The following is a 24,398-nucleotide window of genomic DNA, read 5'->3' as shown; positions in this document are numbered from 1 at the left end:
GCCGCACGGCCGCGCGCCGTCCGCCGCCCGGCCCGCCGCACCGCTGCGCGCCGTCCGCCGCGCCGTTCCGCATCGTTCGCCTACGGTGCGTCAGGCCGGTTCTCGCATGCATACTCGCACCCGCCACCGACAACGGGGCCCGTCCTGGCCACCTCATGATCAGGCCGGGCGGAACGATCTTGTCCGGGTGTGCGTGGCGCCGCAACCATCGCCCCGCTCAGTGCGTCTCAGCAGGGAGCCGCCGAGCGCCCCGGTGCCGCGGGGCGCGGGTCTGCGCGGGGGAACGTCCGCGGGCCCGGCACCGCCTTGCGGGGCGGCACTATTGTGGGCGGGATAGCAGTACGAGACCAGGGAGCGCATGACGTGCGGCCGGTAGGCAGCAAGTACCTGCTCGAAGAGCCGCTGGGGCGCGGCGCCACGGGCACCGTCTGGCGAGCCCGCGTGGGGGCACCCCCTGCTCCGGAGCTTGTCGGAGGAGCTGGGGGGAGTGAGACGGCGGGCTCCGAGGCGGCGGTGGCCGGGCAGCCCGGCGAGACCGTCGCGATCAAGGTCCTCAAGGAGGAGCTGGCGGGCGACCCGGACGTGGTGATGCGGTTCCTGCGGGAGCGCTCCGTCCTCCTGCGGCTGACGCACCACAACATCGTCAGAACCCGCGATCTCGTGGTCGAGGGCGATCTCCTGGCGCTCGTGATGGATCTCATCGAGGGCCCTGACCTGCATCGCTATCTGCGCGAGAACGGCCCGTTCTCGCCCATCGCGGCGTGTCTGGTCACCGCGCAGGTGGCCGACGCGCTGGCGGCGAGCCATGCGGACGGGGTGGTGCACCGGGATCTCAAGCCCGCGAACGTGCTGCTCACCGAGGACGAGAACGGCATGCGTCCGATGCTGACCGACTTCGGTATCGCGCGCCTGGCGGACTCGCCGGGGCTGACCCGCACCCAGGAGTTCGTCGGCACCCCCGCCTACGTGGCGCCCGAGTCGGCCGAGGGCAGGCCGCAGACGTCGGCTGTGGACATCTACGGCGCGGGGATCGTGCTGTACGAGCTGGTCACCGGGCGTCCGCCGTTCAGCGGTGACAACGCGCTCGCGGTGCTGCACCAGCATCTGGCGCAGGATCCCGAGCGTCCGGCGAACATTCCGAATCCGCTGTGGACGGTCATCGAGCGCTGTCTGCGCAAGAACCCGGACGAGCGGCCCAGTGCCGTCAATCTCGCGCGGGGGCTGCGGACGGTCGCCGACGGCATCGGTGCCCAGGCCACTCCGCAGGCGGCCGGTGCCGCGCTGGGTGTGGGCGCGCTGCTGATGCCCGATCCGACGCCCGCGCCGGTGCCGGAGTCCGGCTCGCTCGCCGGCGGCGCCCCGGGGGCGGGTGCGGGCGACTCCGACCCGACGCAGGTCCTTCCGCACGGTGCGGGGTCCGGTGCGGGGTCCGGCGGGCAGTACGACCCGTCGGCGGAGACGAACGTGCTGCCGCAGACGGGCGGCCCCGGCGGTCCCGGAGGGCAGGGCCCGCACGCCGATCCGACGCAGGTGATGCCCCCCGTTCCCGGTAACCCCCCGCAGGGGCAAGCGCCGCAGCAGGACGGGCCGCACCCGTGGGAGAACCAGCTGCGCGCCGCGCGGGACCGCAACGAGCAGACGCAGTTCCAGCCGCTGGACCCGAGCATGGACCCGCTGCGCCGCCGCCCGCAGCGCCAGGCCCCGCAGCCGCCCCCGGCCCCGTACGGCCAGCAGGGCTATGGCCAGCAGGGCTATGGCCAGCAGGGCTACGGCCAGCAGGGGTATGGGCAGCAGCCTGGGCAGCAGTACGGCGGGCAGCAGCACCCCGGGCCCCGGCAGCAGCCGCAGCAGCCTCCGCAGCGGTACGAGCCGCAGCCCTCGCGGCGCCGTGAGCCGAGGCCGCAGCGGGAGCCGCGTCCGCCGCGTGAGCCCAGGCCGCAGCGGGAGCCGCGGCAGCGCAGCGCGAATCCGATGCGGATTCCCGGGCTCGGCTGCCTCAAGGGCTGCCTGTTCATGATCGTCATACTGGTGGTGGCGGGCGTGCTGATCTGGAACTTCACGCCGGTGCCGGAGTGGTGGGCGCAGGGCAAGAGCTTCTGGGAGTCGGCCAAGGACGTCTTCGGTGAGATAGGGGACTTCTTCTCGAAGTTCAACGGCTGAGGGGACGGCCCGTCAGCCGTCCGCCGACCTTGGGGATTTGTCGACTTCCAAAGGGGGATTTCCCCCGCAGAAGTGACAGTTACCGGTATCCGGGGCTCCCAAGGCCCGCCGTGCCGCGTAGCTTTGTCGCCATGGCAAGGAAGATCGGCAGTCGCTACACGGCACACCAGATCCTCGGGCGCGGCAGCGCGGGGACGGTGTGGCTCGGCGACGGACCCGAGGGTCCTGTCGCCATCAAGCTGCTGCGCGAGGACCTGGCCGCCGACCAGGACCTGGTCGAGCGGTTCGTGCAGGAGCGCAGCGCCCTGCTCCACCTCGACCACCCCCGCGTCGTCGGCGTCCGCGACCTGGTGGTGGACGGGAACGAGCTGGCCCTGGTCATGGACCTGGTGCGCGGCACCGACCTGCGGACCCGCCTGGAGCGGGACCGCCGCCTCGCGCCCGAGGCGGCCGTCGCCATCGCGGCGGACGTCGCGGACGGGCTGGCGGCCGCGCACGCCGCGGGTCTCGTGCACCGGGACGTGAAGCCGGAGAACGTCCTGCTGGACGCCCTCTCGCTGGAGGGCCCCGGCGGGGCGCCGCCCGCGCTGCTGACCGACTTCGGCGTGGCCAAGCTCATCGACTCGCCCAGCCGCACCCGCGCCACCTCCATCATCGGTACGCCCGACTACCTGGCGCCCGAGATCGTGGAGGGGCTGCCGCCGCGCGCCGCCGTCGACATCTACGCGCTGGCCACCGTGCTCTACGAGCTGATGGCGGGCTTCACCCCGTTCGGCGGCGGGCACCCGGGCGCGGTGCTGCGGCGCCACGTGACGGAGTCCGTCGCGCCGCTGCCGGGCATCCCGGACGAGCTGTGGCAGCTCGTCCACCAGTGTCTGGCCAAGGCTCCCGCCTCCCGGCTGCGGGCCGTGGAGCTGGCGACCCGGCTGCGGGAGCTGCTGCCCTCGCTGGAGGGGCTGCCGCCGCTCGACATCGACGAGCACGTCGAGGACGGCTACGAGCACGACGAGGCGGACGAGGAAAGCGGCGAGGGGGCGGCGTCCGGGCCCGTCACGGGGGCGGCCCAGGCCGCGGCGGGCGGCGGCGCGGTGCCGCTCGTGCACTCGCGGGTGGGCCCTGACGCCAACCGGGACACACACACGAGCATGCGCGTACCGGCGGCGGACGAACTGGCCGGAGGGGCGCACGGCACCGCTCGCGCGCCCCGTCCGGTGGGGGAGGCGCGGGCCGGTTCCGCGAAGCACCACCGGGTTGCCGAACGCCGGCGGCGGCTCAAGATAGGCGTTGTGGCCGCGCTGGTGGCCGCGGCGCTCGCCGTGGGCGGCTGGCTGGCCACGTCTCAGGACGAAACAGGGTCGTTGCCCGCACCCGCGGCCGGGTACTCGGGCGGCTGACCGCCGACCGGTGGCCGGGCACGCCATGCCGCGCCCGCACCACCGTGCGGCGGCACGCGCGGCCAGTTCCGTGCACGCCCGAGAGCCGAGACGACGGGAGCGCCCCCATGACGGCGACCACCAGGCAGGCAGCGCGGCCCCCCGCCGCCGCACCGGCCGCGCCCCCGGCGGCGGCCACGCCCGCCACCACGCCCGCGCACGGGCCCGCGCTGCCCGAGCCGCGGGGTCCGCTGTCAGCGGGCGTCCTGGCGGCGCTGGGCGGCGGCAGCGGGCACCTGGACGACCTCCCCGCCCGGGCGGGGACCGCCGACCCGTACGGCGAGGATCTGCACCTGGCCCTCTACGTGCTCTACGAGCTGCACTACCGCGGCTTCGCCCGGGTGGCCGAGGACCGCGAGTGGGACCCCGAGCTGCTGCGGGTGCGCCGGGCGCTGGAGGACCACTTCCTGGCCGCCCTCCGCAGGGACGTGCCCGCGGGGCGCACCGTGGACGAGGCCTTCGGCGAACTCCTGGTCGAGCCCGTCGAGCCGGCCGGACACGAGGGCGGCGTCGCCCACCACCTCCAGCACCACGGCGAGCGGTGGCAGCTGCGCGAGTACGCGGCGCTGCGCTCCCTGTACCACCTGAAGGAGGCCGACCCGCACGCCTGGGTGATCCCGCGGCTGACCGGCGCAGAGAAGGCCGCGATGGTGGCCATCGAGTACGACGAGTTCGGCGCGGGCCGCGCCGAGGACGTGCACGCCCGGCTGTTCGCCGACCTGATGCGCGACCTGGACCTGGACGACACCTACGGGCGCTACCTGGACGCCGCGCCGGGCCCTGCCCTCGCCCTGGTCAACCTGATGTCGCTGTTCGGGCTGCACAGGGCGCTGCGCGGCGCGCTGGTGGGCCATTTCGCCTGCGTGGAGGTCACCTCCTCGCCGGGCTCCCGCCGGCTGGCGGCGGCGATGCGCAGGCTCGAGGCGGGTGCGGCGGCGGAGCGGTTCTACGACGAGCACGTGGAGGCCGACGCCGTGCACGAGCAGGTGGTGCGCCGGGAGGTGATCGGCGGCCTGCTGGCGAGCGAACCCGCGCAGGAGCCGGAGATCGCCTTCGGCGCCGACGCCACCGTCCTGTTGGAGGACCGGCTGGGAGCCGCGCTGCTGGAGGCGTGGCGTTCGGGTGCCTCGGCGCTGCGGACGCCGCTGCAGCCGGAGCCGGGCCCGGCTCCGGCAGGGTCCGGTGCCGAGAGTCCGGATGCGGACCCGGCGGGCGCGTAGGAGGATTGCCGCATGGTGGACATAGCGGGTGCTCAGACGGAGAAGAGCGCGGGTGAGGTCGCCGAGGCCCGGCAGGCGCTGCTGTCCCGGCGGGCCCACGTGATGCGGCCCGCCACCCTCTCGCGGTGCGTGGGCGCGGACGAGACGGACTGGAGCCGCTTCGCCTCCCACTGGGAGGACCTGGAGGCGGACGGGTACGCCGCACGGCACGGCACGCGACGGCTGCGCCGCTACGGGCACTTCCTGCTCGACCGCACGGGAGTGCTGCGCCCGATGCCGCACCTGGCCTTCGCGCAGCCCGAGGAGACCAACCGGCTGCACGTCGGCGAGGACCGCCACTTCGCGCCGCTGACCGACGCCTTCGTTGCCGACCCCCTGTTCACGTCGCTGACCCGGATGCTCGGACAGCTCGCGACCTGCCTGCACGACGCCGACGAGTGGAGCGTGAAGGTGCACCCGTTCCGGGTCGTCGCCTCCGCCGACGCCGACGGGCAGCCCACCCCCGAGGGCCGCCACCGGGACGGCGTCACGCTGGTGACCTCGCTGATGATCGGCCGCGAGAACGCGGTCGGCGGCCAGAGCACCGTCACCGAACCGGACGGCACCCGGGTGCTGGCCACCACCCTGCACGAGCGCGGCACCCTCCTGCTCGGCGACGACCGCGCCACCTGGCACGAGGTGGACCCGGTGCGGCCCGCCGACGGCATCCACCCGGCGCGCCGCGACGTCCTCGTCACCACGCTGACCGCACACCGGAACGCGGAGCGTGACGCCCAAGTGGGCTAAGGCCCAGGGTGGCGGCTTGCGGTTAGGGTGGGGAGCGTGGCAGTCGTCGATGTATCCGAAGAGCTGAAGTCCCTCTCCTCCACCATGGAGTCGATCGAGGCCGTCCTTGACCTGGGCAAGATGCGGTCAGACATCGCCGCGCTCGAGGAGCAGGCGGCGGCCCCCGACCTGTGGGACGACGTCGAGCGCGCACAGCAGGTGACCAGCCGGCTCTCCTATCTCCAGGGGCAGCTGCGCAAGGTCGAGGAGCTGCGCGGGCGCATCGACGACGTGGGGGTGCTCTTCGAGCTGGCCGAGGACGAGGGCGACGCCGACGCGCGCGCCGAGGCCGAGGGCGAGCTGGAGTCCGTCCGCAAGACGGTGGACGAGCTGGAGGTCCGCACCCTGCTGTCGGGCGAGTACGACCCGCGTGAGGCGGTCGTCAGCGTCCGGGCCGAGGCGGGCGGCGTGGACGCCGCCGACTTCGCCGAGCAGCTGATGCGGATGTACCTGCGCTGGTCCGAGCGGCGCGGCTACCCCACCGAGGTCTTCGACACCTCCTACGCGGAGGAGGCCGGGATCAAGTCCGCGACCTTCACCGTGAAGGCCCCCTACGCCTACGGCACGCTCTCCGTCGAGCAGGGCACGCACCGCATGGTGCGCATCTCCCCGTTCGACAACCAGGGCCGCCGTCAGACCTCGTTCGCCGGGGTCGAGGTGCTGCCGGTGGTCGAGCAGGTCGACCACATTGACATCCCCGAGAACGAGCTGCGGATCGACGTCTTCCGCTCCTCGGGCCCCGGCGGCCAGTCGGTCAACACCACCGACTCGGCGGTCCGGATGACGCACCTGCCCACCGGCATCGTCGTCTCCTGCCAGAACGAGAAGTCGCAGATCCAGAACCGCGCCGCCGCCATGCGCGTCATGCAGGCCCGTCTGCTGGCCCACCGCCGCCAGGAGGAGCAGGCCAAGATGGACGCCCTCAAGGGGGACGGCGGCAACTCCTGGGGCAGCCAGATGCGTTCGTACGTGCTGCACCCCTACCAGATGGTCAAGGACCTGCGCACCGAGCACGAGGTCGGCAACCCCCAGTCCGTTCTCGACGGCGACCTCGACGGCTTCCTGGAGGCCGGAATCCGCTGGCGCAAGCAGCAGGAACAGGCCCAGGACTGACGTTCCGTCAGTCGGTTCATCCGGTCTTCGCTTGACGGGCGTGTGAAGGCTGGGGAAAGCTGTTCGCTCGGCATGCCTGTGTCAGGGGCGCATGTACGGGGTGAAGAAAGCGCCCCGGTGAGCAAACGGCGGGAGCCCGGGGTGGGGACGAACCAGTTCGCCTCGACGGCACGCCCGGTGCGGACGCGCTCCGCGCGCAGCTGCCCCATGGACGAGTACAGCTACTGGGGGTAGTTGGAACATGAGCAAATCGAAGACGCGGCTGCGGGTCGCGCGCATAGCCGCGGCGACCGTGTTCGCGGCCGGCGCCTCGCTGACCGCGGCAGGCGCCGCGCAGGCGGCGGGGCCGGGCGACAGCTCCGGCGGCTCCGGCGGCGGTGACAACGGCGGAGTCATCGGCGGGATCATCGGCGGCCTCATCGGCGGCGGTGACAGCGGCGGCGACTCCGGCGGTGACGACGGCGGCATCGGCGGCGGTGACGACGGCGGCGGTGACAACGGCATCGGGGGCACCGTCATCGGCGGTGACGACAACGGCGGCGGTGACAACGGCGGCGGCGACGACGGCGGCATCGGCGGTGACGACGGCGGCGGCGACAACGGCGGTCCCGGCGGCAACGGTGGCCCGGGCGGCAACGGTGGCCCCGGCGGCGGTGACGACAACGGCGGCGGCGACAACGGCAACGGTGGCAACGGGAACGGCGGCAACGGCGGCAACGCCGACGGCGGCGGGAACGGTGGCAACGGCGGGAACGGCGGCAACGGTGGTGGCGGCGAGGAGCCCGCGACCATCGGCGGTTCCGGCGGTGGCGACGACGACACCTGCGAGCTCGACGGCGACAACGTCAACTGCCAGGGCGGCGGGGCCAACCCGGACAGCGCCGGCAGCCAGCCGGTGCAGGACAGCAAGCCCGAGGCGCCGAAGGACGAACTGGCCGAGACCGGTTCGACCGAGACGACGTTCCTCCTCGTGGGCGCCGCGACGATGATCGCCGGTGGCATCGGCTTCCGCCTGATGCCGCGCATGGTCAACCGTCGTACCGCTGCGTAACAGCACGACTGCTGTGTAGCAGCACGTCGGCTGCGTCACAGCGCAGAGACACAACGCGCCGGGTTCGGGGGCCTTCGGGCCGCCGGGCCCGGCGCGCTGTCGTCGCACCCGCACCGGCGTGCCGCTCGGGCCCGCGCGGTGCTCGAAGCAGGTGGCGGGCCCCGTGCCGCGTCAGGCCGTGGCGACCTTCTGTGCCACCAGCGCCACGGCTATCAGCGTCGCCAGCAGGGCGATCAGCGCGGTGGGGGACAGGTTGGCGAGCGGGGACTCGCGGTGCAGGCGCTCGCGGTGGGCGCGGCACACGGCGCACCGGCCCTCGCTCACGGGCCCCGCGCAGTTGGCACACACCAGTCGGTCGCATGTCATGCGAATCCCTCCTCAGTCGCGCCAACGCCACCCGTACGTGATTCGTTCCCCATAGGTGCTCAACTCCACTCTGCCAGGTGACGGCAGCTTCCGCAGAAACAAGCAGGTGGAGCGCGGACGCACCGGTGAGGGGGACGCCGGTGCGAGTGGCGTACGCCGGTGCCGCGTGCACGGCACGCCACGCTTCGCGTATGGTCGCCCACACCGCACCCCCGGCTGAACGCGGGAGGTGCCCCAGGGGCCGCACCGCGGCTTCCGTTGCCCCTACCCAGGCCGACGTGGTGTATCCGTGATCCGATTCGACAGCGTCTCCAAGTCCTATCCCAAGCAGAACCGCCCGGCGCTCCGCGACGTTTCGCTGGAGATCGAGCGCGGCGAGTTCGTCTTCCTCGTGGGCTCCTCCGGGTCCGGCAAGTCCACCTTCCTGCGGCTGATCCTGCGCGAGGAGCGCGCCAGCACGGGACAGGTGCATGTGCTGGGCAAGGACCTGGCACGGCTGTCGAACTGGAAGGTGCCGCACATGCGGCGCCAGCTCGGCACGGTCTTCCAGGACTTCCGGCTGCTGGGCAACAAGACGGTCGGGGAGAACGTGGCGTTCGCGCTGGAGGTCATCGGCAAGTCCCGGGTCCAGATCCGCAAGACGGTGCCCGAAGTCCTCGACCTCGTGGGGCTGGGCGGCAAGGAGGAGCGGATGCCGGGCGAGCTCTCCGGCGGTGAGCAGCAGCGCGTGGCCATCGCCCGGGCGTTCGCCAACCGGCCCATGCTGCTGATCGCCGACGAGCCGACAGGCAACCTGGATCCGCAGACCTCCGTCGGCATCATGAAGTTGCTCGACCGCATCAACCGCACGGGGACCACCGTGGTGATGGCCACCCACGATCAGCAGATCGTCGACCAGATGCGCAAGCGCGTCGTCGAGCTGGAGACCGGCCGCCTCGTGCGCGACCAGTCGCGCGGCGTCTACGGATACCAGCACTGAGGAAAGCCGAGGAAAGCACGCCATGCGCGCCCAGTTCGTTCTGTCGGAGATCAGCGTCGGTCTCCGTCGCAATCTCACGATGACCTTCGCGGTGATCGTCTCCGTCGCCCTGTCGCTCGCGCTGGCGGGCGGCTCGCTGCTCGCCCGTGAGCAGGTCAGCACGATGAAGGGATTCTGGTACGACAAGGTCCAGGTCTCCATCTATCTGTGCAACAAGAACGACGCCTCCTCGGACCCCAACTGCGACAAGGGTGCCGTCACCTCGCAGCAGAAGCAGGAGATCAAGACCGACCTGGAGAAGCTCGACGTCGTCGAGAAGATCTACTACGAGTCCGCCGACGAGGCGTACAAGCACTACAAGCAGGACTTCAAGGACTCCCCGCTGGCCGACTCGCTGACCGCGGACCAGATGCAGGAGTCCTATCGGGTCAAGCTCAAGGACCCCACGAAGTACCAGGTCCTCCAGACGGCGTTCTCCGGCAGACAGGGCGTGCAGGAGGTGCAGGACCAGCGCAGTCTGCTGGAGAACATCTTCAACCTCCTCAACGGCATGAACATCGCGGCGCTGTGCGTGATGGCGCTGATGCTGGTGGTGGCGCTGCTGTTGATCGTCAACACCGTGCGGGTCTCGGCGTTCAGCCGCCGCAGGGAGACGGGCATCATGCGGCTGGTCGGCGCCTCCAGCTTCTACATCCAGATGCCGTTCATCCTGGAGGCTGCCATCGCGGGCCTGATCGGCGCCGGTTTCGCCTGCGTGCTGCTCGTGTTCGGCAAGTACTTCCTGATCAACAACTGGCTCCAGGAGAAGATCCTGCTGATCAACTTCATCGGCTGGGACGCCGTGATCAAGGTGCTGCCGTTGATCCTCGCGGTGGGGGTTCTGGTGCCGGCGGCAGCAGCGTTCATCACGTTGCGCAAGTACCTGAAGGTGTGACACAGGACGCGGGGTGCCCTTGTCGCAACCGCCCGTAGAGCGCCCCGCGCTGCCCTACACTCCGGACCATGCCAGGCTCGTGGTTCCTCGATACGCGCCCGCGCCGGTCGCGGCGCGGGGCCCTGACATTGGTCTTCGTCGGCGTGCTGGCGACCGGCGCCGCCACCGGCTCCTTCGGCGGTGAGCTGACCGCCCTCGGCTCCCCGGCGGGCCCCGACGCGGCGGCGCACGGCGCCGCGGCCGGTGCGCCCGGCGCCGCGGGTGACGGCAAGGGCGAGGCGCCCGGCAGCGCGCGCGAGGCGCGGGAGCGGGCCGGGGACGACGCCGACGTCGTCGTCAGCCGCAGCGGCGACCGCTGGTCCGCGGCCTACTCGGCGCGCGAGTACGCGCAGCTGCGGCACGCCCTGGAGGGCAGCTACGTCGGCGTCGGCATCTCCGTACGCCAGACCCACACGGGTGACGGGGTGTCCCGAGGGGACGGCGGGCGGTCGCACGGCGGCAGCCGGGACGGGCGGCAGGACGGGCCTGTGCACGGCCGCCGAACGGCGATCGAGGTGGACCGCGTGCGGCCGGGCAGCCCCGCCGACGACGCCGGCGTCCGCGCCGGCGACCGGCTGCGCTCCGTGGCCGGGCAGCCGGTCACCGGCAAGCCCGTGACCACCGTCGTCGCCCTGCTGCGCGGCTCGGACCCGGAAGCGCCGAGCGGCGCAGCCGCACCCGGCACCCACGTCACGCTGCACCTCGTACGCGACGGGCGCGAGCTGACCCGCACCCTGCGGCGCGCGCAGCTGACGACCGAGTCCGTGCGTGTCCGGCGGCTGGGTGACGGCGTCACCCGCATCAAGGTCGGCGCCTTCACCCGCGGCGCGGGCGAACGGGTGCGCGAGGCCGTCCGCGAGCAGGTCCCCGCGGACGGGGCCATCGTCCTCGACCTGCGGGGCAACTCCGGCGGCCTGGTCGACGAGGCGGTCACCGCGGCGTCCGCCTTCCTCGACGGCGGCCTCGTCGCCACCTACGACGACAACGGCAGGCAGCGGGCCCTGTACGCCGAGCGCGACGACGCCGGCAGCGGGACGGGCGGCGTCGACGTGGAGCGCCGCCCCGTCGTCGTCCTCGTCGACAGCGGCACCATGAGCGCCGCCGAACTGCTGACCGGCGCGCTCCAGGACCGGGGGCGCGCCGTCGTCGTCGGCTCCCGCACCTTCGGCAAGGGCTCCGTGCAGATGCCCGAGCACCAGAGTGACGGCTCCGTCGCCGAGCTGACGGTCGGTCACTACACGACTCCGTCAGGTCGCGACGTGGAGGGACGGGGCCTGGCCCCCGACCTCGCCGTCCACGACACGGACGCGGCCATGCAGCGGGCGAGGACAGTATTGAGTGGCCTCGAAGCCCGGTCGTAGTGGGAGAATGGCCGGGCTATGGCGAAGATGAAGACGCAACGGACCAAGGCGAAGGCCAAGGACGACAAGGACGCCAGGAAGCTCGTCGCGCAGAACAAGAAGGCGCGCCACGACTACCTGGTGCTGGACACCTACGAGTGCGGCATCGCGCTGACGGGCACCGAGGTCAAGTCGCTGCGCATGGGCCGCGCCTCCCTCGTCGACGGCTTCGCCCAGGTCGACGGCGGCGAGGTGTGGCTGCACAACGTCCACATCCCCGAGTACGCGCAGGGCACGTGGACCAACCACGCCGCCCGCCGCAAGCGGAAGCTGCTGCTGCACCGCGTGGAGATCGACAAGCTCACCGGCAAGCTCCAGGAGACGGGTCTGACGCTGGTCCCCCTCCAGCTCTACTTCTACCGGGGCCGCGCCAAGGTCGAGATCGCCCTCGCGCGAGGCAAGAAGGAGTACGACAAGCGGCACACGCTCCGCGAGAAGCAGGACCGGCGCGAGGCCGACCGCGCGATGTCCGCGGCCCGGCGGCGGCAGCGGAGCATGGCCAGGTAGCCGTCCCGCCGGGCCCTGGGCCGCGCCCGGGAGCCGGGCGGAATAGGCGAGGACCCGAAAGGGTTGGCACAGGTGCGCACAGGTCACGTACTATGGGCGTCAGCCCTCCCAGCGGGGCGGAGTTTCTCAACTCAACATGGGGATGATCGGTTTCGACAGCGAACGTCGAAGCAGGGGAAGCGAGCCGAGGAACGCGGCAATGATCTCGTTAACCACGTGCCGCAAAAAAATAATCGCCAACACCAAGCGCGATTCCTTCGCCCTCGCTGCCTGAGCAGCGACCTGCGAAGTGTCAGCCCGGGGTAGTTTCCGCCCCGGTTCCTGGCATCAGCTAAGGGAACTCACCGCGTAGGTCCGGTCACGGGGCCTGCCGGGACATCACACAGTGACTGGGCCCGTCGGAGACTTGTCCGCGTGATCTCCGGGGCCGAGAAAATCGCAGCGGACTGCGCTCGGAGAAGCCCTGTTTCCACTTCGTTGGACGCGGGTTCGATTCCCGCCATCTCCACGAAGGCGAGAGGCGAGGTGTGCCCACGGACAGCGTGGGCCGCCTCGCCTTCGTCGTTTTGCGCGGCTTCGCCGCGCGTGGGCGGGGGCTTCGCCACCCGCACCCCCCCTCACAGGGGTGGGGGGCGTGGTGGCGGTGCTCTCTCGTGGTCTGCGTGGGTGGGGGGCGTGGTGGCGGTGCTCTCTCGTGGTCTGCGTGGGTGGGGGGCGTGGTGGCGGTGCTCTCTCGTGGTCTGCGTGGGTGGGGGGCGTGGTGGCGGTGCTCTCTCGTGGTCTGCGTGGGTGGGCGGTGTGGTGGCGGTGCCCTCTCCTGGTCTGCGTGGGTGGGTGGCGTGGTGGCGGTGCCCTCTCCTGGTCTGCGGGGTGTGGTTCGGTGTCCTCCGGCGGTCTGCGTGGGGTGGGCGGCGTGGTGGCGGTTGCTCTCCGGTGTGCTGATCAGGGCTTTTCGGGGTTCCCGGGGTTTCCGGGGCGTGCTGTGATGGGGGCATGGAACAGATACCGGGCAGCTTGCCTAGGCGGCTCTTCCTGCTGGCGTGCGACGTCGAGAAGGAGCGGCTGAAGTGGGGGGACGAGTTGGGGTATGCGATCAGGGCGGCGACGTTGGCCGAGCTCGAGGCGCGGGCGTGTCTGAAGGACGACCGGGGTAAGGCCCGGCCCGTCGGGGGAGGCCGCCGTACCGGTGATCCCGTGCTGGACGGCGCCCTGCGCTCCATCGAGGGCCACTCCCGGGCCCGCCGCTGGCACACGCTCGTGCAGAAGGAGCGCCGGGAGACGTGCCTGGCGGTCGAGGACGACCTGGCCAGAGCGGGGCTGATCTCCGTCGCGTCCCGGACGCTGCGCCGCAAGGAGATCACGGTGCGTGACGAGCGGCTTCCGGGTCTGCTGCGGGCGGAGGCCGTGGCGACGCTGACGGGCAGCGATCCGGTCGACCGGGTCGAGCCGTCGCGCGCCGCGCTCGCCTCGTTCGCGGCGCTGGCTCGGCTGTGCCCCGAGCTGAGCTGGGGGGTGCGGCACCGCAACCGCCGGCGGCTCAAGGAGTTGACGGCCCGCGCGGGGGTCGCGGGGCCCGCGTTGAAGAAGGCGCTCGACGCGCGGACGGCGGCGGCGAGCGGGGCCTCGGCGGGGGGCTGATGTCGGCGCGCGCGGCCTCTACGCTGCGAGCGGGCGGCCGCGCCCGGAGCGGAAGGAGCGCCCGATGGTGCGAGGCGTGCGAGGCGACATGCCGGAACCGCTGGGTCCCGACTCGCTGACCTGGAAGTACTTCGGTGACTGGCGCGGCGTCCTGCTGGCGCCCTGGGCCGGGGCGATGCAGAACATGCATCCGCAGCTGGGCGCGGGGGTCGCCGAGCACTCGCGCTTCTTCGAGGAGCGGTGGGAGCGGCTGTTCCGTTCGCTGTATCCGATCGGCGGTGTCGTCTACGACGGGCCGCGTGCGGTCGAGACGGCGCGGCAGGTGCGCGGCTACCACCACACCATCAAGGGGACCGACCGCGAAGGGCGCCCGTATCACGCCCTCGACCCGGACACGTTCTACTGGGCGCACGCCACCTTCTTCGTGCTGACTCTCCTGGTCGCGGACCGGCTCGGGCCGGGTCTGACGCAGGCGCAGAAGCGCCGGCTGTTCGACGAGCACGTGCAGTGGTGGCGGCTGTACGGGATGAGCATGCGCCCCGTGCCGGCCAACTGGGACGACTTTTGCGTGTACTGGGACCGTATGGCGGCGGAGGTGCTGGAGGACAACACGCCGGCCAGGGACGTGCTCGATCTGACGGCGCTGGCGAAGCCGCCCGCGCTCGGGTGGCTGCCCGAGGCGGTGTGGCGGCTGGTGCGCGCGCCGCAGGCGCGGGCCTCGGTGTGGTTCACGGTCGGTTTCTTCCCGCCCGCCGTGCGGCGCCGCCTCGGTTACGTGTGGACGGTGCGGGACGAGCGCAGGCTGCGCAGGATCGGGCGGCTCATCCACTGGGGCTGGAAGCTGGTGCCGCCGGCGCGCCGGTTCCATCCCAGGGCGCGGGCCGGATGGGAGCGGGCGCGGGGGCTGCGCGCCGAGCACGCCCCGCCGGTGGAGACTCCGTCCCGCAACCTGCCCCCGCCCGAGGAACGGGACTGGCCCCAGCACTACTCGCCCCGCGGGTGAAGAGCGCCCGTTTCGGGCGGACACCCGTCCCGGGCGGACGCCCAGCCCTGGGCGGAACGCCCGCCCTGGGCGGATGCCGTCCGGTGACGGGTCACCCTCTCCCGCGCCCGCCGCGCCTGTGCCGGGACAGTGCCGCGAGCAGGGCGCGCAGCGGGGCGCGCGGGGAACGTTGCCGAGAGGGCGTGCGAGGCGGCGCAGGGTGCGCGCGGGGTGCCGGCAGTCGTGCGGCGACGAGGGTGCTGCCGTGCAGGGCGTACAGCGTCGTGCGGTCGGTGAGTGAGGCCGGCGGGTGGGAGGGCTGCGTTCTGGGGCGGTGGTAGGTGACTGTCATGAGTTCAGCGTCGCCGCAGGTCACGGGCGGGGTCCAACACCTTCTGAGGCTCCGTTCACGCACCTGTGTTGTGAATGGTGGGGCGGCCCGCTTACCGTCCCCTGGTGCCCAGTGAGCTGTCCCCGCGCCTTTTGCGGGGCTTCGTCGCCGTCGCCGAGGAGCTGCACTTCACCCGCGCGGCCGCGCGCCTGTACGTGGCTCAGCAGGCGCTCAGCCGGGATGTCCGCTCGCTGGAGCGCGAGCTGGGTGCCGTGCTGTTCGTGCGGAGCACCCGGCGGGTGACACTGACCCCGGAAGGCGAGCGCCTGCTGCCGTACGCGCGGGGGGTGCTGGCCGCGCACGAGGCCCTGGACGCCGCGTTCGGCAGGGGGCCAGCGGCCGGAGGGCGGCCGCTGACCGTCGACGTCGCCGCCCCCGTGTCCACGGGAAGCCGGGTGCTGGAGGCGGCGCGCGAGGCGGCGCCCGGAGTCGAGTTCGTCGCCCGCTACTACAGCGGCCTGACCGCCGCGGCCGACGACCTGCTGGCGGGCGGTCTGGACGTGGCGTTCGGCCGGGTGGCGGGGCTGCCCCGCGAGGTGCTGCGCGGGCTCGACCACCGGCTGGTGCGGTACGAGCGCGTGGCCGTCCTGCTCCCCGGCCGGCACCGGCTCGCAGACCTGGACGAGGTGCCGCTGGCGGCGCTGGAGGGGGAGACCCTGTACGCCGGTGCGGGGAACCCCGGAACCGCCGAGTGGACCTCCTACGCCGCCGACCTCTTCGCCGGGTACGGGATCAGGCTGGCGGAACCCTTTCCGAAGATCGAGGGCGAACGGGAGTTCGCGCGGGTGGTGCGCGGCAGGGGCTGGTCGGTGCTGGCGACCAGCGTCTTCGTCGGCGTCGAGGGCATGGTGCTGCGCCCGCTGACCGATCCCGTGCCGCTGTCGCCCGTCTCGATGGTGTGGCGCAGGGGCCTGCGCCACGCGGGCCTGACGGCGCTGGCGGACGCGGCGCGCGCGGCGGGCGCCCGCGAGGGATGGCTCGCGCGGGCGCCCGACACCTGGCTCCCGAGGGCTGACGAGGCACTGTCCCCCACCACGAGGTGACCGCGGCGCACCTCGGAGGGGCGCGAGGAACCGCTCCCCTGGGGGTACCTCCCGGCCGGAGTCCCCCAGCCTCCGGCCGGGAGGTACCCCCAGGGGGCTTCGGCCGGGAGGTGCCCCCACCAGCCGCCCCCGCCCCGTAGCCGCGTAGCCGCATACACGCGTAGCCGCGCGAGCGTTACGCGTTCGCCCCCGCGTCCACCGTGAAAGCCGCACCGGTGGTGCCGCCCGCGTCGGGGTGCACCAGGTGGGCGACCGTCGCCGCGATGCCTTCCGGGGTGCCGTAGCGGCCGAGTGCGGTGAGGGCGCGCTGTCCGTCTGCCTTGTCGCCGTCGGCGGGGTTCATGTCGGTGTCCGTGGAGCCGGGATGGACGAGGTTGGCGGTGATGCCGCGGGGCCCCAGGTCCCGGGCGAGGCCCTTGGTGAGGCCGCTGAGCGCGGACTTGGAGGCGGCGTAGAGGGTGATGCCGCTGCGGGGCACGCGGTCGGCGAGGTTGCTGCCGATGGTGACGATGCGGCCGCCTGCGCGCATGTGTCCGGCCGCTGCCTGCGCGGCGAGCAGGGCGGCGCGGACGTGGACGGCGAGGGCGCGGTCGATGGTGTCGGGCGTGAGCTCCTCCAGCGGCCCCGCGGGGAAGATGCCCGCGTTGTTGACCAGGATGTCGAGGCGCCCGAACTCGCGGGCCGCACGGTGCACGGCCTCGACCGGTTCGGTGGGTGAGGCGCTGTCGGCCCGGAGGGCCAGGGCGCGGCGCCCGAGGGCGCGGATGTCTTCGGCGACCTCCTTGGCGCGCTCTTCGGCGCTGACGTAGGTCAGCGCGACGTCCGCTCCGTCGGCGGCCAGCCGCCTGGCGATGGCGGCGCCGATGCCTCTGCTGCCGCCGGTGACCAGTGCGCTCGTGCCGGTGAGCGGGGGGTGGGTGGTGGGTCGGTCCTCGGTAGTGGTGGTCATGGCAGTCCTCACTCGGGGTCGGGGGCCGTCGCAGGGCCCATTTCTGTATCGATCGCTTCGTAATTAACCCCCCGAGTATCCTCGGGCGTCAAGGGCTTTCGGAAACGAGCGCTACAGAAAGGGGTCCGGATGGGAGCGGGACGCGGGCGGCCGCGCGCCTTCGATCGGGACGCCGCGCTCGAACGGGCGATGCGGGTCTTCTGGGAACGGGGCTACGAGGCGGCCTCCCTGGCCGAGCTGACCGGCGCCATGGGCATCAGGCCGCCCAGCCTCTACGCCGCCTTCGGCTCCAAGGAGCAGCTCTTCCGCGAGGCGGTGGAGCTCTACGGGCGCACCGAGGGCGGCGTCACCGCGCGCGCCCTGCGCGAGGAGGGCACCGCGCGCGAGGCCATCGGTGAGGTGCTCCGCGGCAACGCCTGCGCCTACACCGAGCCGGGCAGCCCCCGGGGCTGCATGGTCGTGCTGTCCGCGACCACCTGCGCTCCCGAGCACGAGACCGTCCGCACTCTGCTGTGCGACGACCGCCGGGTGATGGAGCGTTCGCTCCGCGACCGGATCGACCGCGGTGTCGCGGAGGGCGACGTGCCCGCGGGCGCGGACACCCGCTCCCTCGCCGCGTTCTACGCCACGGTCCTCTTCGGCCTCTCCGTCCAGGCGCGGGACGGTGCCACACGCGACGACCTCCTGGCGGTGGCGCACGCCGCCATGGCCTCCTGGGACACGCTGGTGTCCCGCCCGCCCGTGCGCTGACGGCCCCCGGGTGCCGCCCCCCCCGGTCAGGGGCGGGTGGGGCGCAGGGTGGTCGAGGTGGCCAGGGTGGCGACTCGGCGGGCGATGTCGGGCCACAGGGCTGCGGGGAGGTCGTGGCCGACGCCGGGGTAGGCGACCAGGCGCGAGTCCGGGACCGTACGGGCGGTGGCCCGGGCCGCGGCCACCCGCAGGATCGGGTCTTCCTGGCCGTGCAGGACGAGGGTGGGGTGCCCGAGGGTGCGCAGAGCCGGGCCGTGCCAGGGGGCGCCGATCTGCCGGCTCTGGGCCTTGGTGTCGCGCGGACCGGTGTCCGCCTGCGCCTCTGCCCAGGCGCGGGCGGCCGCTTCGTCGAACGGGTAGCCGGGGGAGGAGACGCCGCGCCAGACGGCGACGCTCGCCTCGATGTCTCCTTCGCGGCCCTCGGGGAAGCGGGCACGGGCGAGCCGGGTGAGCAGGCCGGGGCGCAGGTAGCGCAGGACGCGGAGGCCGGCGACGTCGCTGGGCAGCGCCGCGGAGGTGGTCACGCTCGCCACCCGGTCGGGGTGGCGCAGGGCGAGCCGTTGCGCGAGCAGGCCGCCCAGCGAGTGGCCGAAGACGTGGGCGCGCTCCCAGTCGAGTGCGTCCAGGACGGCCACGGCGTCGTCGGTCATGTCCTCGGCCGTGTAGGGCGCGGGCCGGGCGCGCAGCAGGCTGCGGAAGGGGTTGCTCGGGGCGGTGTCCGGTATGCGGCTGGAGGCGCCGGCGTCGCGCTGGTCGTAGCGGGCGACGGCGAATCCGGCGTCGGCGAAGGCGTGGCACAGCCCTGTCGGCCACCAGTGCCGCGCCACTCCGAGCCCCATGATCAGGAGGAGTGGTGCGCCTCCGGCGTCCTCGAACGTGTCGTAGGCGATGCGTACCCCGCCGTTATCGGCGAAGCGGGTCGCACTCCAGTGCGTTCCAGGTGGTGCCTGTTCCGGCATGGTCGCGCCCTCCTCGGACTGTGGCCGCGCGCTGTGGCCGCTCTGTGCGGCCCTCCGCGGGCCTTACTGCGATCGGTGTTCGCGGTACCTGTCCGGTAATCTACCGCACACGTTGTTCGCAGAACAGGAGGTGGCCGTGCCCGAGGAGCCGCCGAGCAGCATCTGGCTGCGCCCCGTACGCGCCGGGAAGGGGCCGGCGCCGACGTTCGCGCGCGAGGACCTCGCGGCGGCGGGGGTCGCGCTGGCCGACGAACAGGGGCTCGCGGCCGTCACCATGCGGGCGGTGGCGCGGGCCCTCGCCTCGGCGCCCGCGTCCCTGTACCGGTACGTGACCACCCGCGACGAGCTGCTGGAGCTGATGGTCGACAAGGTGCACGCGGAGATGAACGTCCCCCCGGCGGGGTCGGGGCCGGGTGCGGACCGCCGTCGCCCCGTGGCCGGGCTGCTCGCTCTCGCCCGGGAGAGCCGTCGCCTCCACCTCGCCCACCCGTGGCTGCTGGACGCGACGGCCACGCGCCGCCCCCTGGGCCCGCACGGGGTCGCCTACCTCGAACAGGCGCTGGCCGTACTCGCCGGCACCCCCGGCAGCGCGCGGAGCAAGCTGGAGGCCATCGGCGTCATGAACGCCGTGGTCGCCTCCCTCAGCCGCGCCGAACTCGACCAGGCCGCCGCCGGGCGGGGGGCGCTCCCGCAGTGGCAGCAGGCCCAGCACGCGTATCTGACCGCGCTCGCGACGGACGGCGACCACCCCCACCTGGTCGCCGCACTGGCCGCCGGACAGGGGGCCGCCGGGCAGCAGGCCGGCGGCCAGGGCGGCGTGGGGGAGGGATCAGCCGAAGCCCTCTTCGACCGCCTCGTCACCCGCGTACTGACGGGGCTCCTCGCTCCGGAGGAGGACGTCCCTGCGGCGGCGCCGGACTGAGTCAGGGCTTCCCCGGCTGGTGGGGCGCGGTCACCGTCTGCCGGTCCGTACCGCTCCCGCGCTCGCGGCGACCACCATCGCGATCGCGGCGCACTGGAGCGCCGAGAGCCCCTGGTGGAGCACCAGGTATCCGGCCAGCGCGGCGACGGCCGGTGCCAGGCTCGTGAGGACCGCGAAGGTGGCCGCGGGCAGGCGGCGCAGCGCGAGCAGTTCGAGGGTGTAGGGCACGCCGGAGGACATCACCGCGATGGCCAGGCCCAGCGCGAGCACGCCGGGTTCGAGCAGGGTCGTCCCGGTGGAGGTGAGGCCGAGCGGCAGGCTGACGAGCGCGGCGACGCTCATCGCGATGGCGAGGCCGTCCAGGCGGGGGAAACGGGCGCCCGCGCGGGCGTTGAGCAGGATGTACGCGGCCCACATCGCTCCGGCGCCCAGGGCGAAGGCGATGCCGGGGAGGGTGAGCTGGTCGAAGCCGCCGCTGCCCAGCAGGTAGACGCCGGCCAGCGCGAGGCCGGCCCACAGCAGACCGGCGGCGCGGCGGGAGGTGACGGCGGACAGCAGCAGCGGCCCGAGTACTTCGAGGGTGACGGCAGGTCCGAGGGGGATGCGGTCGATCGCCTGGTAGAAGAGCATGTTCATGCCGCCGAGGGCCAGGCCGAAGCCGGCGACGACGCTCCAGTCGGCGCGCGTGTAGCCGCGCAGCCGGGGCCGGGTGACGAGGAGCAGCAGGACGGCGGCGAGCGCGATCCGCAGGGCGACCGTGCCGAGCGCGCCGGCCCGCGGGAACAGCAGCGCGGCGAAGGCGGAACCGAACTGGACGGACAACGTCCCGGCCAGCACGAGGCCGACTCCGGTGAGACTGCCCCGCCCGGTGGATCCGCCGACGTGCACACGCACCGCCGAGGCCTCCGGCCCGGTCGTCGTTTCCGGCCCGGCGGCAGTCACGGACGTGGTGGCGGTCATGGACGGGGCGGGAGACGCGGATGCGGCGGGAGGAACGGACGTGGACGCCGCGGTGGCGGGATCGGGCGCGGTGGAGGTCATGGCCTTCACGCTAGGGATTCTTCCCGCGCGGGTGAAATGCCGATTCCGCAGTGGTTATGCTCGGGAGGCATGACCATGGAGCTGCGCCATCTGCGGGCCTTCCTCGCGATCGCCGAGGCGGGCAGTGTCACCCGTGCCGCCGCCCGCCTCCACGTGGGACAGCCCGCGCTCTCACGCACGCTGCGCCAGCTCGAAGACCACCTGCGGACCCGCCTCGTGGACCGTTCCACGCACCATCTCGAACTCACGGCCGCCGGACGCGTGTTCCGCGACAAGGCGGCCGCGGCCCTCGCCGCGGTCGAGGTCGCGCTCGACCCCCGCGGGCTGACGGCCTGGCCGCTGCGGCTCGGCCACACCTGGGCGGCGCTCGGCGACCACACCGTGCCGCTGATGCGCCGCTGGGACGAGACGCATCCGGGCGTGCCGCTGGAGCTGCGGCGGATCGACGACGCCACGGCGGGGCTCACACGGGGCGCGGTCGATGTGGCCCTGCTGCGCGGCACCGTCACCGTCTCGGGGATCGCCACGCGCCTGCTGCTGCGGGAGGAGCGGGTGGCGGTCGTCTCGGCGGACAGCCCGTTGGCCGCGCTGCCGCAGGTGACGCTGGCGGACCTCGCCACCCGCCCGATCGTCCTCAACACCGTCTCGGGTACGACGACGATGGAGCTGTGGCCGCCCGCCGCCCGGCCCGTGGGGGCCATCGAGGTGACCAACACCGACGAGTGGCTCATCGCGATCGCCGCGGACCGTGCCGTGGGCGTGTCCACGACGGCCACCCCGCGCAACCACACGCACCCCTCGCTGGTCTACCGCCCGCTGGTGGACGCGCCGGCCGTACCCGTGGTCCTCGCCTGGCGCGAGGGCCCGGGACACCCGGCCGTCCCCGCTCTCGTGGAACTGGCGTACGAGGTCGTCGCGGGCGGCGGGGAGGACGAGGGCGGCACGCCGTAGCCGGGGCGGACCACGGCGGCACCCGCAGCGTGCCGTCACCGCCGTGGGCGCCGGCTCAGCTGTCGGTGGCGGTCCGCCGCGCGGTGACCACCACGGAGGTGTACGGCATCGTGAACGCGCCGCCCATGGCGTCGATGGCGGCACCGGTCGCCGCCAGCAGTTCCCGGAGCGTGGCGGCCGGCATGCGGGCCGCCACACCGCTGGTGGGGATCTGGTCCAGCCAGGCCTCGCGCGTGTAGGACCGCTCCCACGCGAACCGCCACTCCTCCGGCTCGTCGAACGCGCCGGCCTGCCGTATCCCGTCGGCGGCCGTGGCCAGCAGTGCCACGTGTCCGTCGAGGGCGGGCTTCGCCCACTGGTTGAGCGGCTCGTGAGGCAGCACCCGCTGGTGCACGGCGTGGAAGGCCCCCGCGACCTCGGGCGAGGGCGCGGGGACGTTCCAGAAGAGGGCCAGCCTGCCGTCCGGGCGCAGCACCCGGGCCGCCTTGGCCGCCCCGGCGACGGGATCGACCCAGTGCCAGGTCTGGCCCGCGACCACCGCGTCGAACACGCGCCCGGCCGCGTCCCAGTCCTCGAACGCCGCCACCTCGGTCTCGACGCCGCCGCGCCGCGCGAAGGCGGCCATGCGTGCGTCCACGTCGAGGCCGAGGACGTGGCAGCCGGCCGCGACGAACTGGCGGGCGGCGATGCCGGTGCCGCAGCCGACGTCGAGCACGGAGGGCCCAGGACTGCCGGCGGCGATCCGCCGTACCAGCGCTTCCGGGTAGCGGGGCCGCGCCCGGTCGTAGCGCTCGGCGTCCGCGCCGAACGATTCGGCCATCCGGCGTTCGTGGTGGGATGCGGGCGTGGCGGGCTGTGCGCCGTCCGGCGGTAGAGTGGGCATGCGCCCACCGTAGTGGGCAAGTGCCCACTAGGCAACGGAAAGGGATGCGAGTGCCGACCGGAGTGCACCTGAGCGACGTACGCGGCAGGCTCTTCGACGCCGCCGAACGCGTCCTGCTGCGGGAGGGGCCCAGCGCGCTCACCAGCCGGGCCGTCACCACGGAAGCCGACTGCGCCAAGGGCGTACTGCACCGGCACTTCACCGACTTCGACGGCTTCCTCGCCGCACTCGTCCTCGACCGCGTCGCCCGGCTCGACGCGCAGACCCGCGCCCTGTGCGACGCGGCCGGGAGCCGTACCGTCGCCGACAACCTCACGGAGGCGCTGACGACGGTGTTCGAGTCCGTCGCCGTCGCGATCGTCGGGCTGGTCACCTCACGCGACGAACTGCGGGCCCGGCTGCGCGCGTCCCGCCCCACGGGCGTCCCGCTGCTCGCCGAGGCCACGGCGATGATCGCCGCCTACCTCGCCGCCGAACGCGGCCTCGGCCGCGTCGCGGCCGACGCCGACATCGACGTCCTGGCCCCGACGCTGATCGGCGCCGCGCATCTGCTCTTCGCCGACCGCACGGGCACCCCGCCCGACACGGCGGCCGTGCACCGGTCCGTGGTCACGGTCCTTGCCGGGGCGGGGTGACGCCCCCGCCCACCCGCGCGGGCAGGGGGGGCCGTCAGTCCTGCGCGCCGTCCGACGGTTCTTCCTCGATCTCCATGTCCTTCGCGTCGTCGGACCCGAAGCCGTGGTCCAGCAGTTTGGCCGCGTCCTGGAACCTGTCCTTGCTGTTGAGGACCGCGCCGACGAACTCCTTGTCGCCACGGGTGGCGGCGAACACCAGGCACTCGCCCGCCTTGGCGGTGGTCCCGGTCTTGATGCCGATCACGCCGTCGTACGCGTCGAGGAGATGGTTGGTGTTGTTCCAGGTGTAGTAGCGGGTACGGCCGTTGGCGGCCGGGGCCTCGCTCTTGAACTTCTCCGTCTTGACGGCCTTGCGGAAGACGGGGTTCCGCATCGCGTGCCGGGCCAGCTGCACCAGTTCCTTCGGGGTGCTGGCGTCCTCGCCCGTGCCGTCGAAGGTGGAGAACCTCGTCTTGTTCAGGTGCAGCGAGTCGGCCTTGGCGTTCATCTTCCCGACGAACGACTTCACCCGCTGAGTCTTGGTGTCGCCCTCACCGAAGGTGTCGGCCAGCGCGTAGGCGGCGTCGGCGCCCGACGGCAGCAGCGCGGCATAGAGCAGCTGGCGGACGGTGAGCTTGTCGCCCGTCTGAAGATCAGCCGTGCTGGCGTGGTGCTCGGTGACGTAGTCGCGGTACGCCTGCTCGACCGGAACCCGGCGCCCCAGGTCCACGTTCTCGGTGTCGAGGACGACAGTGGCGACCATGATCTTCGTCGTGCTCGCGATGGGGCGGACGGTGTCGGCCTCCTTGGCGAAGACGGACTTGCCGTCCTTGCCGCCCTCGTCGTCCTTGCCGCTCACGTCGACCAGCGCGGCGCCCTTGGCGGCGACGGTCGGAGGGGCGTCGCGGGAGATGACGGCGTGGGCGACCAGTGGGGTGGCCACGAGCAGCGCCCCGCCGCCGGCGACAGCGGCAACGACCTTACGGCTCGGCATTCTGACAGTCATCTGGGAGTGCTCCGCATCTGCGGTATGGCGTTGGTGGGGGTGCTGCGCGCGGTGGCGACGCGTGCGCTCGCTCCGTCATCCGTGGGGGCACGGGAGCGGGACGCCGTCGCCGAAGCGCGCACTGGCTTCACGGGAACGCGGGTTCACCGGTTCAATCCGGCGCGCCGCCACGGGATCGCCGGGCGCGCATCAGTTGTGATGCCGAGCCCTGGGAGGAAGTTCACGGGAACGGGAAACTTATC

23 protein-coding genes and 1 other RNA gene are annotated in these 24,398 nt (G+C 73.2%); 18 read left to right on the top strand and 6 right to left on the bottom strand.

The window, feature by feature from the left end; translation table 11 throughout:
* Positions 1-363: 363 nt before the first annotated feature.
* From MMF93_RS12965 to MMF93_RS12940, 6 genes are all read left to right on the top strand, one after another.
* On the top strand, positions 364-2,160 hold the full coding sequence (locus tag MMF93_RS12965) for a serine/threonine-protein kinase (protein WP_242751458.1): 1,797 nt from the start codon (positions 364-366) through the stop codon (positions 2,158-2,160).
* Between the two features lie 131 nt (positions 2,161-2,291).
* Positions 2,292-3,554 (top strand): serine/threonine-protein kinase, encoded by a 1,263-nt coding sequence (locus MMF93_RS12960; RefSeq protein ID WP_242751457.1) that lies wholly within the window; start codon positions 2,292-2,294, stop codon positions 3,552-3,554.
* Positions 3,555-3,661: 107 nt separating this feature from the next.
* A complete protein-coding gene (locus tag MMF93_RS12955; protein ID WP_242751456.1) occupies positions 3,662-4,813 on the top strand; it encodes an iron-containing redox enzyme family protein in 1,152 nt (383 codons plus the stop codon).
* Between the two features lie 12 nt (positions 4,814-4,825).
* On the top strand, positions 4,826-5,599 hold the full coding sequence (locus MMF93_RS12950; protein ID WP_242751455.1) for a 2OG-Fe dioxygenase family protein: 774 nt from the start codon (positions 4,826-4,828) through the stop codon (positions 5,597-5,599).
* 36 nt (positions 5,600-5,635) lie between these two features.
* Positions 5,636-6,751: a peptide chain release factor 2 gene (gene prfB / locus MMF93_RS12945; RefSeq protein WP_242751454.1), complete on the top strand. Its 1,116-nt coding sequence runs from the start codon at positions 5,636-5,638 to the stop codon at positions 6,749-6,751.
* Positions 6,752-6,992: 241 nt separating this feature from the next.
* Positions 6,993-7,802, top strand: a complete 810-nt coding sequence (locus MMF93_RS12940) for an LPXTG cell wall anchor domain-containing protein (RefSeq protein WP_242751453.1) — start codon at positions 6,993-6,995, stop codon at positions 7,800-7,802.
* 171 nt (positions 7,803-7,973) lie between these two features.
* On the opposite strand, the gene MMF93_RS12935 is transcribed toward MMF93_RS12940, so the two are convergent.
* Positions 7,974-8,168 carry a hypothetical protein gene (locus MMF93_RS12935; RefSeq protein ID WP_242751452.1) on the bottom strand — a complete coding sequence of 65 codons (195 nt, stop codon included), beginning with the start codon at positions 8,166-8,168 and terminating at the stop codon, positions 7,974-7,976.
* Between the two features lie 289 nt (positions 8,169-8,457).
* Between MMF93_RS12935 and ftsE the strand changes: the two genes are divergently transcribed.
* The 8 genes from ftsE to MMF93_RS12895 all read left to right on the top strand — a co-directional run bounded on the left by ftsE (position 8,458) and on the right by MMF93_RS12895 (position 16,081).
* Positions 8,458-9,147: a cell division ATP-binding protein FtsE gene (gene ftsE, locus MMF93_RS12930; protein ID WP_242751451.1), complete on the top strand. Its 690-nt coding sequence runs from the start codon at positions 8,458-8,460 to the stop codon at positions 9,145-9,147.
* 22 nt (positions 9,148-9,169) lie between these two features.
* Positions 9,170-10,081: a permease-like cell division protein FtsX gene (ftsX, locus tag MMF93_RS12925; RefSeq protein ID WP_242751450.1), complete on the top strand. Its 912-nt coding sequence runs from the start codon at positions 9,170-9,172 to the stop codon at positions 10,079-10,081.
* A 68-nt stretch (positions 10,082-10,149) separates the two neighbouring features.
* Positions 10,150-11,481 (top strand): S41 family peptidase, encoded by a 1,332-nt coding sequence (locus MMF93_RS12920; RefSeq protein ID WP_242751449.1) that lies wholly within the window; start codon positions 10,150-10,152, stop codon positions 11,479-11,481.
* 18 nt (positions 11,482-11,499) lie between these two features.
* Positions 11,500-12,027 (top strand): SsrA-binding protein SmpB, encoded by a 528-nt coding sequence (smpB, locus tag MMF93_RS12915; protein WP_114024964.1) that lies wholly within the window; start codon positions 11,500-11,502, stop codon positions 12,025-12,027.
* A gap of 138 nt (positions 12,028-12,165) precedes the next feature.
* Positions 12,166-12,538: a transfer-messenger RNA gene (ssrA, locus tag MMF93_RS12910) on the top strand.
* Positions 12,539-13,020: 482 nt separating this feature from the next.
* Positions 13,021-13,665, top strand: coding sequence for a GOLPH3/VPS74 family protein (locus MMF93_RS12905; protein WP_242751448.1), 645 nt, complete (start codon positions 13,021-13,023; stop codon positions 13,663-13,665).
* Between the two features lie 64 nt (positions 13,666-13,729).
* Positions 13,730-14,668, top strand: a complete 939-nt coding sequence (locus MMF93_RS12900) for an oxygenase MpaB family protein (protein WP_242751447.1) — start codon at positions 13,730-13,732, stop codon at positions 14,666-14,668.
* Positions 14,669-15,103: 435 nt separating this feature from the next.
* On the top strand, positions 15,104-16,081 hold the full coding sequence (locus MMF93_RS12895; protein ID WP_274709454.1) for a LysR family transcriptional regulator: 978 nt from the start codon (positions 15,104-15,106) through the stop codon (positions 16,079-16,081).
* A gap of 175 nt (positions 16,082-16,256) precedes the next feature.
* Here MMF93_RS12895 and MMF93_RS12890 read toward each other — a convergent pair whose 3' ends face one another.
* Positions 16,257-17,030 (bottom strand): SDR family NAD(P)-dependent oxidoreductase, encoded by a 774-nt coding sequence (locus MMF93_RS12890; protein ID WP_242751445.1) that lies wholly within the window; start codon positions 17,028-17,030, stop codon positions 16,257-16,259.
* 129 nt (positions 17,031-17,159) lie between these two features.
* On the opposite strand from MMF93_RS12890, the gene MMF93_RS12885 reads away from it, so the two are divergent.
* The gene (locus MMF93_RS12885) at positions 17,160-17,780 is read left to right on the top strand and encodes a TetR/AcrR family transcriptional regulator (RefSeq protein ID WP_242751444.1); all 621 of its coding nucleotides are present in this window, start codon (positions 17,160-17,162) and stop codon (positions 17,778-17,780) included.
* Between the two features lie 26 nt (positions 17,781-17,806).
* On the opposite strand, the gene MMF93_RS12880 is transcribed toward MMF93_RS12885, so the two are convergent.
* Positions 17,807-18,739: an alpha/beta fold hydrolase gene (locus MMF93_RS12880; RefSeq protein ID WP_242751443.1), complete on the bottom strand. Its 933-nt coding sequence runs from the start codon at positions 18,737-18,739 to the stop codon at positions 17,807-17,809.
* Between the two features lie 112 nt (positions 18,740-18,851).
* Here MMF93_RS12880 and MMF93_RS12875 point away from each other — a divergent pair, with 112 nt between their 5' ends.
* Positions 18,852-19,661 (top strand): TetR/AcrR family transcriptional regulator, encoded by an 810-nt coding sequence (locus tag MMF93_RS12875; RefSeq protein WP_242751442.1) that lies wholly within the window; start codon positions 18,852-18,854, stop codon positions 19,659-19,661.
* Between the two features lie 30 nt (positions 19,662-19,691).
* Here the strand turns inward: MMF93_RS12875 and MMF93_RS12870 are convergent, their stop codons facing one another.
* Entirely contained in the window at positions 19,692-20,702 is a 1,011-nt protein-coding gene (locus MMF93_RS12870; protein WP_242751441.1) for an EamA family transporter, read from the bottom strand.
* A gap of 69 nt (positions 20,703-20,771) precedes the next feature.
* On the opposite strand from MMF93_RS12870, the gene MMF93_RS12865 reads away from it, so the two are divergent.
* Positions 20,772-21,653: a LysR family transcriptional regulator gene (locus tag MMF93_RS12865; RefSeq protein WP_242751440.1), complete on the top strand. Its 882-nt coding sequence runs from the start codon at positions 20,772-20,774 to the stop codon at positions 21,651-21,653.
* A gap of 55 nt (positions 21,654-21,708) precedes the next feature.
* Here the strand turns inward: MMF93_RS12865 and MMF93_RS12860 are convergent, their stop codons facing one another.
* Entirely contained in the window at positions 21,709-22,536 is an 828-nt protein-coding gene (locus MMF93_RS12860; RefSeq protein WP_423835412.1) for a class I SAM-dependent methyltransferase, read from the bottom strand.
* Between the two features lie 50 nt (positions 22,537-22,586).
* Here MMF93_RS12860 and MMF93_RS12855 point away from each other — a divergent pair, with 50 nt between their 5' ends.
* The gene (locus tag MMF93_RS12855) at positions 22,587-23,171 is read left to right on the top strand and encodes a TetR/AcrR family transcriptional regulator (protein ID WP_242757521.1); all 585 of its coding nucleotides are present in this window, start codon (positions 22,587-22,589) and stop codon (positions 23,169-23,171) included.
* Positions 23,172-23,205: 34 nt separating this feature from the next.
* On the opposite strand, the gene MMF93_RS12850 is transcribed toward MMF93_RS12855, so the two are convergent.
* Positions 23,206-24,156, bottom strand: a complete 951-nt coding sequence (locus MMF93_RS12850) for a D-alanyl-D-alanine carboxypeptidase family protein (protein WP_242751439.1) — start codon at positions 24,154-24,156, stop codon at positions 23,206-23,208.
* Positions 24,157-24,398: the final 242 nt, after the last annotated feature.

Source organism: Streptomyces tubbatahanensis, from assembly GCF_022699385.1.
Taxonomy (GTDB): domain Bacteria; phylum Actinomycetota; class Actinomycetes; order Streptomycetales; family Streptomycetaceae; genus Streptomyces; species Streptomyces diacarni.
Note: the sequence above shows the minus strand (reverse complement) of the source record. Positions and strands in the feature narration are given on the sequence as shown.